This window comes from Micromonospora sp. NBRC 107095 (assembly GCF_030269705.1).
GTDB lineage: Bacteria > Actinomycetota > Actinomycetes > Mycobacteriales > Micromonosporaceae > Micromonospora > Micromonospora parva.
Map to the genome: position 1 here is coordinate 499,881 of NZ_BSTU01000002.1, position 12,681 is coordinate 512,561.

General features: G+C 71.8%; 10 protein-coding genes. 5 read left to right on the forward strand and 5 right to left on the reverse strand.

Going from position 1 to position 12,681, the window contains the following annotated elements:
- Window positions 1-1,013 precede the first annotated feature (1,013 nt).
- Together QSK15_RS14620 and QSK15_RS14625 are read left to right on the forward strand one after the other, a co-directional pair.
- Entirely contained in the window at window positions 1,014-1,568 is a 555-nt protein-coding gene (locus QSK15_RS14620) for a hypothetical protein (protein WP_285794735.1), read from the forward strand.
- Between the two features lie 1,064 nt (window positions 1,569-2,632).
- Window positions 2,633-3,052: a protein-tyrosine phosphatase family protein gene (locus QSK15_RS14625; protein ID WP_285794736.1), complete on the forward strand. Its 420-nt coding sequence runs from the start codon at window positions 2,633-2,635 to the stop codon at window positions 3,050-3,052.
- Window positions 3,053-3,375: 323 nt separating this feature from the next.
- On the opposite strand, the gene QSK15_RS14630 is transcribed toward QSK15_RS14625, so the two are convergent.
- Entirely contained in the window at window positions 3,376-5,658 is a 2,283-nt protein-coding gene (locus QSK15_RS14630; protein ID WP_285794737.1) for an ATP-binding cassette domain-containing protein, read from the reverse strand.
- A 165-nt stretch (window positions 5,659-5,823) separates the two neighbouring features.
- Between QSK15_RS14630 and QSK15_RS14635 the strand changes: the two genes are divergently transcribed.
- The 3 genes from QSK15_RS14635 (at window position 5,824) to QSK15_RS14645 (ending at window position 8,726) form a co-directional block, all read left to right on the forward strand.
- A complete protein-coding gene (locus tag QSK15_RS14635; RefSeq protein ID WP_285794738.1) occupies window positions 5,824-6,552 on the forward strand; it encodes a MerR family transcriptional regulator in 729 nt (242 codons plus the stop codon).
- Window positions 6,553-6,598: 46 nt separating this feature from the next.
- Window positions 6,599-7,807 (forward strand): D-alanyl-D-alanine carboxypeptidase family protein, encoded by a 1,209-nt coding sequence (locus QSK15_RS14640; protein ID WP_285794739.1) that lies wholly within the window; start codon window positions 6,599-6,601, stop codon window positions 7,805-7,807.
- 70 nt (window positions 7,808-7,877) lie between these two features.
- Window positions 7,878-8,726, forward strand: coding sequence for a peptidylprolyl isomerase (locus QSK15_RS14645; protein ID WP_285794740.1), 849 nt, complete (start codon window positions 7,878-7,880; stop codon window positions 8,724-8,726).
- A gap of 135 nt (window positions 8,727-8,861) precedes the next feature.
- Here QSK15_RS14645 and QSK15_RS14650 read toward each other — a convergent pair whose 3' ends face one another.
- The 4 genes from QSK15_RS14650 to QSK15_RS14665 all read right to left on the reverse strand — a co-directional run bounded on the left by QSK15_RS14650 (window position 8,862) and on the right by QSK15_RS14665 (window position 12,657).
- On the reverse strand, window positions 8,862-9,899 hold the full coding sequence (locus QSK15_RS14650; RefSeq protein WP_285794741.1) for a LacI family DNA-binding transcriptional regulator: 1,038 nt from the start codon (window positions 9,897-9,899) through the stop codon (window positions 8,862-8,864).
- A 192-nt stretch (window positions 9,900-10,091) separates the two neighbouring features.
- Window positions 10,092-11,591 (reverse strand): hypothetical protein, encoded by a 1,500-nt coding sequence (locus QSK15_RS14655; RefSeq protein WP_285794742.1) that lies wholly within the window; start codon window positions 11,589-11,591, stop codon window positions 10,092-10,094.
- An 87-nt stretch (window positions 11,592-11,678) separates the two neighbouring features.
- Window positions 11,679-12,215 carry a DUF3558 domain-containing protein gene (locus QSK15_RS14660; RefSeq protein WP_285794743.1) on the reverse strand — a complete coding sequence of 179 codons (537 nt, stop codon included), beginning with the start codon at window positions 12,213-12,215 and terminating at the stop codon, window positions 11,679-11,681.
- Window positions 12,216-12,243: 28 nt separating this feature from the next.
- On the reverse strand, window positions 12,244-12,657 hold the full coding sequence (locus QSK15_RS14665; protein WP_285794744.1) for a cupin domain-containing protein: 414 nt from the start codon (window positions 12,655-12,657) through the stop codon (window positions 12,244-12,246).
- Between the last annotated feature and the right edge of the window lie 24 nt (window positions 12,658-12,681).

Consider the following 12,681-nt stretch of genomic DNA (forward strand, 5'->3'; position numbering starts at 1 on the left):
GGCCTGCCTGGCTTCGCGAGGTCTGCGCCGCGCTGCGGGCCTGCCTGGCTCCGCCAGGTCTGCGCCGCGCTGCGGGCCTGCCTGGCTCCGCCAGGTCTGCGCCGCGCTGCGGGCCTGCCTGGCTCCGCCAGGTCTGCGCCGCGCTGCGGGCCTGCCTGGCTCCGCGAGGTCTGTGCCGCCTCGCGGGCTCGCGTGGCTTCGCGAGGTTGTGCACGGCTTCAGGCGGCTGGCAAGCCCGCGACTCGATGCGACCCCATTACAGCCGTGATCAACACGAGGTCCTTGATGTCGGGGCGTCCCGCTCGCCCGGACACCCCGATTTCCCTGAAGACGAGTGGATCAAGCCTGGCTGCGCACGAGACCGGCGGGCGGGGACAAGCCCTGGGAGATTTGTCCGGTATGGGCTATCCCGGAGTGCCGTGCCCCTAGACTATGCGCAGTTCGAGGCGTTTGCCCGGTGACCGGCGTCACCGCTGGGCCGGAATCATGGGCGGGCCGGGGTCGTTACACCGCCTGACGATCGCAGCACCACCGACTCTCACCCCTGGCTGTGAGGGTTGGTCGCGCAGGTTGGAATGCCGGCCGCGGCCCGGTCGTTGTGATCCCCACGATCGACCGCTGGCACCGCCTCCCGTGGGTGCCGGCGGGTTGGGCCAGCCCGGAATGACCCTGGCCCCCCGGTCGTTGTGACCCCCACGATCGACCGCAGGTACCGCCGTGATGGGGGTGCCGGCGGGTTGGGTCACCCGGGAATGACCGCCGCCTCCCGGTCGTTGTGACCCCCACGATCGACCGCAGGCATCGCCTCCCAGCGGGTGCCGACGGGTTGGCCCACCCCCGGGAATGACCCCGGCCCTCCGGTCGTTACACCTGGACCCCGGCGCCGCGAGCCCTCCCTCGCAGGCCGCCGACCCCGAAGACTTTCCCCCGTGCAAGTGCAGCGCCGGACGAGGTGCTCACACCCGTGCGTCCCCCGACGTGTGGGTGTTCCTACCCCCGAAGGAGCTACCCCCATGAACACGATCTTCCGTAAGAGCATGCTGTCCGTTGCGGGTCTCGCGTTCGCCGGTGGTGTCTTCGCCGGCCCGATCGCCGCCCACGCCAACCCGGTCGATGCCAAGCCCGCCGCCGCTGCGGTGCAGGTGGCGAAGCCGCAGGGCGAGCAGTCGCGGATCACCCTCAACGACGAGCAGACGGCCAACGTGAAGGCGATCATCGCCGCGACGAAGAAGGCCGGCCTGCCCGAGCGGGCCGCGGTCATCTCGATCGCGACGAGCCTGCAGGAGTCGAAGCTGGAGAACCTCGGCCACCTCGGCGACGCCAACGACCATGACTCGCTGGGTCTGTTCCAGCAGCGCCCGAGTTCGGGTTGGGGTACTCCGGAGCAGATCACCGATCCTGAGTACTCGACGACCGCGTTCCTGAAGGGTCTGAAGCAGGTCGACGGGTGGCAGGACATGCCCCTGACCGAGGCCGCGCAGACCGTGCAGGTCTCGGCGTACCCGGATGCCTACGCCCAGTGGGAGCAGCAGGCCACCGACCTCGTCGCCCAGCACTGGAACAGCTGACCACCGCACCACCGCTGACCCACAGACCAGCAGCACCACACGGCAAGACCCAACAACACCCGCCGCTGGCCGGCACCCCACAACACGGGGTGCCGGCCAGCGGCCTTTGCGTTGCCATCGACCGCCCGGCACCCGGGACGCCGACCACCGACCGCCGCAGCGGACCGCAACGGGAGATGCCGCACTGAAGGGGTCCTCAGCGGCGGCCGATGGCGTCATCAAGCGGCGTTCATTGCAGATCTTGGACAGTTTCCGTTCCGCTTGAACGGAAACTGTCCAAGATCTCGCGAGGTGAACCGCCGGCCGCACGAACCGCTGGGCGCTGGGCGGCGGGCGCTGGCTGCACGAGCTGCTGGCTGGCCGCTGGCCGCTGGCCGCTGGCCGCTGGCCGCTGGCCGCTGGCCGCTGGCCGCTGCCCGCTGGCTGCACGAGCCGCTGCCCGCTGCCCGCTGCCCGCTGCCCGCTGCCCGCTGGCCGCTGGCGGCTGCCCGCTGCCCGCTGCCCGCTGGCCGCTGCCCGCTGCCCGCTGCCCGCTGGCCGCTGGCCGCTGGCCGCTGCCCGCTGCCCGCTGGCCGCTGCCCGCTGCCCGCTGGCCGCTGGCCGCTGGCCGCTGGCCGCTGCCTGCTGCCCGCTGCCCGCTGCCCGCTGCCCGCTGCCCGCTGGCCGCTGGCCGCTGCCTGCTGCCCGCTGCCCGCTGGCTGCTGGCTGCTGGCCGGTGACTGCTGGCCGGTGGCTGCTGGCTGCTGGCCATCGGCCGCACGATCGGCTGGTCGCTGGTGCGGCGGCGTCGGTCGGGGCCGCGGGACGGTCGGGTGGTGCGTGCATGGACGCGGCGGGTGCGGGAACAAGGTGGGGGTCCGGCTGGTTGAGGACAGTGTCGGTGTGACTCAGTGTCCCCGGGCCTCACCTAATATCGCCTTCGCGGAATACCGTTCGGCTGGAGCCGCGTCGTGCCACTCGCCGAGAGGCGACCTGCACACCGACACCAGTGCCGCCCCCGGCTCACCGGCCGGGGGCGGCACTGTCTGTACTCATTCGCCAGAGCGTGGCGGCACAATGTCCGGGTGACTGAGACGCTGCCGTGGTCTGAGCAGTCGGGCGTACTCGTACTCCCCAGTGGGGCGTTGGTGCGCGGACGCCGCATCGTTGCCGCGGCCTCGCCCGCCGACTTCGCCGTGCTGCTGGCCCCTGGTCCGGAGCCGGCCTGGCCACACCGGCGGATCCGGTGGCCCGACTTCTGGGTACCGCTCGACCGCGCCGATGCCCTCGACGCCCTGCGGGAGGCACTACGGCGGGCGCACGATGGTGAACGCGTCGAGGTGGCCTGCCGGGGTGGGGTGGGCCGCACCGGAACGGCCCTGGCCGCGCTGGCGATCCTCGACGGCCTGCCGGTCGAGCGGGCCGTGCCGTGGGTTCGGGCTGGCTACCACCCGAAGGCGGTGGAGACCCCCTGGCAGCGGCGCTGGCTGCGCCGCGTCAGCTGACCACCGCCGCTGGCACCACCAGGCCCTCACCGCTGGCACCGCCAGGCCACCCGCTGGCACCGCCAGGCCACCCGCTGGCACCGCCAGGCCAACCGCTGGCACGGCCATGCCGCTGGCGCTGAACCAGGCCACCGCCGCTGGCGCTTGCGCTGCGCCCAGGCCAGGGCCGCTGGCGCTGGCGGCTGCGCCCACGCCACCGCCGCTTGCCCTGCCCCCATGCCACCGTCGCTGGCGCTGGCGCTGATCCCATGCCACCGCCGCTGGCGTCGGCAAGCCCTGTGGCGTCGCGGACCTTCGCTCCGGTCGGCCGCGGGGCGGCGGTGTCAGCCGTGGCCGACCACCGCCGGGTCGGTGACGTACTCGCGGAGGTGTCTGGCGGTGAGGGTGTCGCCGGTGGCGACCAGTTCGGCTGGTGTGCCGGTGAAGACGATGCGGCCACCGTCGTGGCCGGCGCCGGGGCCGAGGTCGATGAGCCAGTCGGCGTGGGCCATGACCGCCTGGTGATGCTCGATGACGATCACCGTGTTGCCGGCGTCGACCATGCGGTCGAGAAGGGCCAGCAGTTGGTCCACGTCGGCCAGGTGCAGACCGGTGGTCGGCTCGTCCAGGACGTACGTGGTGGTCTTCTCGGCGAGGTGAATGGCGAGCTTGAGCCGTTGCCGCTCCCCGCCGGACAGGGTGGTCAGTGGTTGGCCGAGGCTGAGGTAGCCCAGCCCGACGTCGACCAGCCGACTGAGGATGGGGTGCGGGAAGAACGCGTACGCCTCGGTGACGGACATGGCCAGCACCTCGCTGATGTTCTTGCCGCGCAGCGTGTACGTGAGCACCTCGTCGGTGAAGCGTCGCCCCTCGCAGCGTTCGCAGACGCTGGCGACGCCAGCCATCATCGCCAGGTCGGTGTAGATGAGCCCGATGCCTTTGCAGGCTGGGCAGGCGCCCGCGGAGTTGGCGCTGAACAGCGCGGCCTTGACGCCGTTGGCCTTGGCGAAGGCGGTGCGGATCGGGTCGAGCAGCCCGCTGTAGGTGGCCGGGTTGCTGCGTCGTGAGCCACGGATTGGGGACTGGTCGACGATGACGACCTCGGATCGGCCGCGTAGCGACCCGTGGATCAGTGAGCTTTTGCCGGAGCCGGCCACGCCGGTGACCACGGTGAGCACCCCGAGCGGGATGTCCACGTCGACGTCGCGCAGGTTGTGCAGGTCGGCCTTTCGGATGGCGAGCTGCCCGGTCGGTGGGCGTACCGTCTCGCGCACCCGCACCCGGTGGTCCAGGTGCCGGCCGGTGAGGGTGTCGGAGCGGCGCAGGCCGGGGACGTCGCCGGTGAAGCAGATGCGGCCACCGTCGGTGCCGGCGCCCGGCCCGAGGTCGACGACGTGATCGGCGATGGCGATGGTTTCCGGTTTGTGTTCGACCACCAGCACCGTGTTGCCCTTGTCGCGCAGCCGTAGCAGCAGGTCGTTCATCCGGGCGATGTCGTGCGGGTGCAGGCCGACTGTCGGTTCGTCGAAGACGTACGTGACGTCGGAGAGGCTGGAGCCGAGGTGGCGGACCATTTTCACCCGTTGCGCCTCTCCGCCGGAGAGGGTCGCCGACTCGCGGTCCAGGCTGAGGTAGCCCAGGCCGATCTCGACGAGGGAGTCCAGCAGGTCGCGGAGGTTGGCGACGAGCGGCGCGGCGCCCGGGTCGTCGATGGTGCGGACGAACGCGGCCAGGTCGCTGATCTGCATGGCGGAGCAGGCGGCGATGGTGTGCCCGGAGATGCGCGACGACAGGGCCGCCGCGTTGAGCCGGGTACCGCCGCAGTCGGCGCAGCTGGTGAAGGTGACCGCCCGGTCGACGAAGGCGCGGATGTGCGGTTGCATGGATTCGCGGTCCTTGGCCAGCAGGAGCCGTTTGACCTTGACCGCGAGGCCCTCGTACGTCCAGCTGTTGCTGCCGACCTTGATCTTCGTGGTTGGCTTGTGCAGGAAGTCCTCCCACTGTTGCGGGGTGAAGTCCTGCAGTTTGACGTCCGGGTCGAACAGGCCGGAGCCGACGATGGTCTGCCAGTACCAGGAGTCGACAGCGAAGTTCGGCACGGTGATGGCGCCGTCGTTGAGGGAGCGTTCGACGTCCACCAACTCGTTGATGTCGAGGTCGGAGACCCGGCCCAACCCTTCGCAGGTGGGGCACATGCCCTCGGGCAGGTTGAAGCTGAACGCCCCGGCGCCACCGATGGACGGCTGGCCGAGTCGGCTGAAGAGGATCCGCAGCATGGCGTACGCGTCGGTGGCGGTGCCGACGGTGGAGCGGGAGTTGACGCCCATCCGTTCCTGGTCGACGACGATGGCCGCGCTGAGGTTGCGCAGCGAGTCGACGTCCGGCCGGCTGAGGTTCGGCATGAACGACTGGAGGAACGCGCTGTACGTCTCGTTGATCATGCGCTGGGACTCGGCGGCGATGGTGCCGAAGACCAGCGACGACTTGCCCGATCCGGAGACGCCGGTGAAGACGGTCAACCGGCGCTTGGGGATGTCCACCGAGACGTCGGCGAGATTGTTCTCCCGCGCCCCGCGTACTTCGATCATGTCGTGGCTGTCGGCGGCGGACCATGCTGGCTGCGACATTCGAACCCTTCACGGAATCGTGGCGGGACCTCTCCCGCCGAGCACTGGCAGGTTCAATTGTCTCATTCATCCCCACGTAGAGACTTTCGCCAACATTTGAGCGTCTGCTGGGCCAGGAGGTCCGGGAAAGTCTCAAATCCCGTCGTAAGCGGTACGGTGGCTCGCGTGGACGTCGCGGCGAAGGATCGGCTGCGCGCCGTGGACCTGGCGGCCACCGTCGGGATCTCGGTGCAGCAGGTGCGCAACTACGTCGAGGTGGGGGTGCTGCCGCCGGTGCGCCGCACCGCGAGCGGCTACCGGATCTTCACCAGCGAACATGCCCGGGCGTTGACAGTGGCGCGGCGGTTGGCCGAGGGGCACGGCTGGTCCCGTACCCGGGAGATCATGGCGGCGGTGCACTCCGGCGACCTGCCGGCGGCCCTGGCGGCGCTCGACGGCGGCCACGCCGAGCTGGACCGGGAACGCGCCGAGATCCGCCGCGTGCTCGGCGCCTTCGAGACCGTGCTGGCCAGCCCATCGGCGGCCCGGCCCGCGCCACGCCACGGCGCGCGCATCGGCGAGGTCGCCGCCCTGGTCGGGGTCCGCACCGCGCAGCTGCGGCTCTGGGAGGACCGCGGGCTGCTGCGGCCGGCCCGCACCCCGGGCACCAACTACCGGGTGTACGACGAGGCGGAGCTACGCGCCGCTCAGGTCGTCGCGTTGCTGCGCCGGGGCGCGTACCCGTTCGAGATCATCGCCGCGGTGCTGGGGGAACTGCGGACCACCGGCAGCGCCCAGCGGGTCCGCGTCGAACTGGCCCGCCGCGAGCAGGAGCTGCACACCCGCAGCCTGCGCCGGCTGCGCGGCAGCGCCGCGTTGCACGACTACCTGCGCGGCCGCGGCGACGCGGATTGACCGGCATCCCGTCTCGTCGGTCGATCGTCGTGACTAGGGTCGGCTCATGAGAGCTGCGCTGCTGGCGGCCACGACGTCCGCCGTCCTGCTCGCTCCCGTGCCGGTCGGTACGGCGGGAGCGTCCGCCGCGCCGACGGTGCGCTGCCCCCGGGTTCCGGCGCCGGCGGCGTCGCGCCCACCCCGGCCGTCGCCGCCGCCCGCCGTCCCCGGCCAGCGGATGGTCGGCGGCGCCGCGCTCGACACGACCGGCCTGGTCGTGCCGGCCGGCGTCGCCGCGCCGCCGAAGATCACCGCCACGTCGTGGCTGGTCGCCGATCTGGACAGCGGCCAGGTGCTCGGCGGCTGCGGCCCGCACGAGTACGGCACGCCGGCGAGCGTGCAGAAGCTGCTGCTGGCGGCCACCATGCTGCCGAAGCTCGACCCGAAGCAGATGGTCACCGTCACCGAGGCGGACATGGACATCGAACCCGGCTCATCGGCCGTGGGCCTGGTCGCGGGTGGCCGGTACACCATCGAGACCATCTGGCTCGGGTTGCTGCTGAACTCCGGCAACGAGGCCGCCAACGCGCTGGCACGACTGGGCAGCGGAACGGACAGCGCCGCCGGCGTGCGCGCCATGAACGAGCACGCGCACCACCTCGGCGCGTTGCAGACGCACGCTGTCACCCCGTCCGGGCTGGACGGGAAGGGGCAGTTCACCAGCGCGTACGACCTGGCGTTGATCGCCCGGGCCTGCTTCGCCCAGCCGACCTTCCGCCGGTACGCGTTGACCGAGCAGACGTCGATTCCGGCCCAGCCGGCGCAACGGACCAAGGGCTTCGAGATCCAGAACGAGAACCAGCTCATCTACCGGTACCCGGGGGCGCTCGGCGGCAAGACCGGCTTCACCGACCTGGCCCGGCACACCTATGTGGGGGCGGCGGAACGCGGCGGGCGGCGGCTGGTGGTGACCCTGCTGGGCGCCGAGTCGACGCCGGCTCGCGGCTGGGAGCAGGGCGCCGCCCTGCTGGACTGGGGCTTCACGCTGCCCCGGGACGCCGCGGTGGGCCGGCTGGTCGAGCCCGGCGAGCTGACCGCCACCCCGTCGGCGGCGCCGTCCGCGCTGGCGGCACCCGGCGCGCCCCGGCCGGCGGCGGCCAGCGGATCGGCGCGTACGGATGCGGGGTGGCTCTGGTCGGTGACCGCGCTCAGCGGCGCGACGGTGGTGGCGTTGATGGGCGGTCTGCTGTGGCGGCGTCGCCGCCGGTTGCCGTGACGGATCGACATCGAGCGCTGCCGTCCATAGACTCCGGTCTTTCTGGCACCACCAGTCCAGGAGGATCCCTGTGCCGAGTGAACCCGAACCGCGCCCCGCAGTGGCGGCACCCCGCCGGCCGGTGCGCGCCCTGACCCGCCTCGCGGGGGTGACAGTGCTCGCCGGTGCACTGGTCGTTGGCGTGTCCGCCACCGCGCTCGCCGCGCCGGCCCCGTCGGCTGACGCGGTACGCGTGTCCGCCGCGCCGCCCACCGCTGCGGACGCCGCCGCCAGACCGCCGCGCGCCACGCACGGCCCGTGCGCGTACACCGAGACCCCGGACGAGCCCGCGGCCCGACCGGTGCCGTTGCCGCCCGACCCGCGCCGCACCCCGGCCCGGGGCAGCGTCCGGGTCACACTGGCGACCAATCACGGGCCGATCGGGTTGACACTGGACCGGGCCGCCGCACCGTGCACGGTGCAGAGCTTCCTGCACCTGGTCGGCAAGCGTTTCTACGACCGCACCCCGTGTCACCGGCTCACCGCGTACCCCACGCTGAGCGTGTTGCAGTGCGGTGACCCGTCCGGAACCGGCGAGGGCGGCCCCGGCTACCGGTACCGCGACGAACTGCCGACCGACCTGCCGCCCGCGCCCACCGACCCGACCGGGGAACGGCGGGTGTACGCCCGCGGCGTCCTCGCGATGGCGAACGCCGGGCCGGACACCAACGGCAGCCAGTTCTTCCTGGTCTACGCCAACTCCGCGCTGCGCCCGAACTACACGATCTTCGGCGAGGTCGACGCGGCCGGCCTGGCCACCCTGGACCGGATCGCCGCCGGGGGAGTGGCGCCGACCGCCGAGGACCCGGCACCGGTCGACGGTGCGCCAGCACTGCCGGTGACCATCCGCAAGGCCGTCCGCTGGCACCACCACCACTGACCGTACGGCGCGGTGGGTGACCGTCGGTCGCTCACCGCGCCCGGGCGTGGATGACCCGGGCCGGCCACGGCCTGACCGGAACTTTCTGGAACGGACCGGAACCGGTCCAACCGGTTTCTGCGGCAGGTCCGGCCGTCACGCCGAGGCGGGCGACCCGGTCGGCGGGGCGGCGGTGCTGTCGCGCACGACAAGTTCGGTGGCCAGTTCCACCCGGGGCGAGTCGATGCCCTCACCCTGGGCGAGGCGGAGCACCGTTCGGGCCGCCAACCGTCCCATCTCGACCAACGGTTGGCGCACGGTGGTCAGCGGCGGGGACGCCCAGCGCGCCTCCGGCAGGTCGTCGAAACCCACCACGCTCACGTCGTCCGGGACGCGCAGCCCGCGGCGGCGGATCGCCTCGTAGACGCCGAAGGCCATCTGGTCGCTGGCGGCGAAGATGCCGGTCGGCGGGTCGGCGAGGTCGAGCAGCGCCGTCCCGCCGGCGAACCCGGAGGCGTGGTAGAAGTCGCCCGGGTAGATCAGCGCGTCGTCCACCGGCACACCGGCGGCCTCCAACCCGGCCCGGTAACCGTCGAGTCGCGCCCGGCTGCAGAGCAGATGCGTCGGCCCGGCCACGAAACCGATGCGCCGGTGCCCGATGGCGAGGAGGTGTTCGGTGGCGGCGAGCCCGCCAGCCCAGTTGGTCGCGCCGATCGTCGGCACGTCCATGGCCGGTACGCCGGCTGGGTCGACGACCACCACCGGCACGTTGAGGCGACGCAGTTGCGCGTGCAGCGGCGCGCTGAGGTGCGAGGTCACGAAGATGACGCCGTCGGTGGCCCGGGTGCGCAGGTTCTGCAACCACTGCCGGGCCGCGGTGGGCTGCCGGTGGATCGCGGAGACCACGGTGCCGACGCCGGCCCCGTGCCCGACGTCCTCCACACCACGGATGATCTCCACGGCCCAGGGGCTGTCCAGGTCGTTGAAGACCAGGTCGACCAGACCGGCGCGGCGAACGCTGCGGCTGGTGCGACGCCGGTAGCCGTGGTGGCGCAACAACTCCTCGACCCGCTCGCGGGTGTCCGGGGCCACATCGGAGCGACCGTTGAGCACCCGTGACACGGTCGGCACCGACACCCCGGCCTCCCGTGCGATCGCGGTGATGGTCACCCTGCGTCCGTCGTCCGCGCCCACCCGCGTCTCCTTCACCGAGCCGGAGGAGCGACCAGAAGTCGTCGCCCACCGTGTGTCCCGAAACGGCGTGCCCGTTCCACGCGTCATCTTGCCTCACCGACGGGGGTTGACGACATGCCAGATCGACCGAAGCTTCGCTTGATTTGCGGAAAAGTTCCGGAGTTTTTCGGCCACTTTCGTCGTCGGCTCGTCTCAGTGCTGACACACCGGACGGTTCGTGACCCAGTGCCGGTTGACCAGGTTGACGACCGGCGGCGGGTCAGGGATGCCGCCCTCGGCGGCGATGGGCCGGGCGTTGAAGATCCGCAGGAAGAAATTGATCACTTTGGCGACCAGGGCCGGGATGGTGTAGCCGATGCCGTACTTGGCGTTGATGGTGAGGTCGGCGCGGTTGCACCCCTCGCGGTTCGCGAGGCCCTGTAGACCGCCGAAGCCGACGCTCGACCCTCGGGTGATCCCCACCGTGGTGGTGAGCGCGACGTACAGTCCGGCGCTGAACACGACCGCGCCGAGGCCGATGAAGAACTTCACGTCGTAGTCGACGAGCAGAGCGTTCGCCCCCACCGAGCTGCCGTCGACGGAGTCGACGAGGCTGCTCTTCACCTGCAGACCGCCGGGCCAGCGTGGGCCGAACGTGCCGTTGGCATAGCCGAAGCCCATCGTGCCGCCGAGCGAGTACTCACCGGTGGCCCTGATCGTCGTGTGCCCGGCGCTGAAGCCGGTGCGGATGCCGATCGACTGCCGAACGGTCGCGGAGAACGGGATGCCCAGTACGGATTCCAGGGGGACGCTGAAGTCGACCGGGACGAAGACAACGGGATGGACGTTTCGGCCGGTCGTGGTGGTGGCGTCGACCTGGACCCGGACTCCGGCGGCGCCGTGGATCCGCAACTCGGCAACGGTGACCGTGGAACCGTCGATCACCAGGTGGAACTTCGCCGAGGGCTGCCGCATCACGAAGGCGATGGTGCCTGACAGGTCGAGCCCGCTGTCCCGGTAGGAGAAGCGGGCACCGACACCGTCGGTGCAGCAGAAACCAGTGGCTTCCAGCTCGCCGGGCCGGGCCGCGCCTGTGGTGAGCGGCGCGGCGGCGGTGACCGGCCGGGTACCGGCCAGCGTCAGCGCGTTGACGGTTGCGGCCGCGGCGCGGTCCACGGTCGCGGTCGCTGTCGGTTCGGACCGCGGTGCTGTTGCTGTGCCCGGGTGGGACCAGAACGTGTCGTCGAACTGGTAGGCGGTGGCGTCGGCCAGGGAGACAGGCTGTTCGGAGGTGAACTCGCCGTCCTGGATCACGTCGGTGATCTCCACGGGGCCGATGGTGACCGCGAGGTCCTGGCCGTCACGTCGGACGTCGATCACCCGCCCGACCCCGCGCCCGGTGACGAACATGACCTTGCCGGGAGCCAGCAGATCGGCGTTGCCGGCGTCAGGGTCGAGCCGCCAGGTCAGGCCCCCGTCGGTGACCGAGCGCACCACACCGCTGCCGCCGGACACGATGACGACGTCCGGGTGGAGCGTCACGTCCGGGTGTGGGACGGGCGCGGCGCCGTAGCGCAGATCACCGCCCTCATCGCCAGGCGTGGTCGGCTTCGCGCCCAGGCACGCTGTCAGACCGAGCAGGACGGGCAGGACGGTAGCGGCAGCGATGACCTTGCGGGCAGCCACCGTCGGGAGCGCCGTCAGTCGTCGCATGGGTGACCCTCTCTGACCGGTCGCAGCCGTTGTCGCCATGGCCGGTCCGGCCTGGACACTGCCCGTCGGACTGTCTTGTGGGGGCGCTCAGGCACGGTCGCGAACCAGGCCGATCAGCCGAACCGCGGTGGACCGGTCGGTGTTGTCGGTGACCTTGGTGACGACCTGAACCTCGCAGGCGCGGTCCCGCAGAGCGAACTCGGCGATGCCGCCCGGGGCGAAGCGGATGCCATCGGAGCCGGGTTCGGTCTGCCCGTACGCGGATTCATCCGGCAGGTTGCCGCCGACGGCGGTGCCGGGGCTGCCGATGTCGATGGTGATCGAATGGTAGGTGTCCGGGTTCTCCCAGGTGCAGGAGCTGCCTCCGTCGCCGCTGTCGCCGGCCCGAGGGCCGGTGGCGCCGGTGGCTCCGATCACCTGCCTGACCTCGTCGATGGAGAGCAGCGCGCAGGCGTCGACCGGCTTCGCCTCGGCTGTCGCCGCACCGGTCGAGCCGGTCGGGCTGCCGCCCACTGCGGCCGGCCGGTCCGAAGGTGCGGACCCGCAGGCCGCCACGCCGCTGAGCATTACCGCGGCGGCGGCGCGCGCCCACCGTTTCCGCGCTCGGACCTTTCCGTCCGTCATGTGCTGGCCTCCTGTGCTGTCGATTCACTCAGTGCTGAGGGGGTGGCCCGAGCAGTTCGATGCCGTGTCGGGCGGCGGCGTGGCCGAGGGCGGCCGGGTCGATCGGCCCGGGGTCGGGCAGCCGCCTCTCGAGTGCCGGGGTGCCAGCCTCGGCGGCGAACTGCTCGAAGCCGGACGGGGTGGTGATCTGCAGGGCATGCAGGGGCTCGTCGGGTCCGACGAGGAAGGTGTGTGGCAGTCCGAGGGGCAGCAGGACGAAGTCGCCGGGCCCGGCGGTGAAGGCCTCGCCGTCGCAGCGGAACTCGGTGGTGCCAGACAACAGGTAGAACATCTCGTCCTCGTGCTGGTGGCGATGCAGAGGCGCCGCGAAGCCGGGCGGGTTGACGAACTCGACCACGGTGAGCCGGCCGTGGGTCTGCTCGCCGGTCGCCTTGACGGTCATCAGGCTGCCAACGAACCAGTGGGC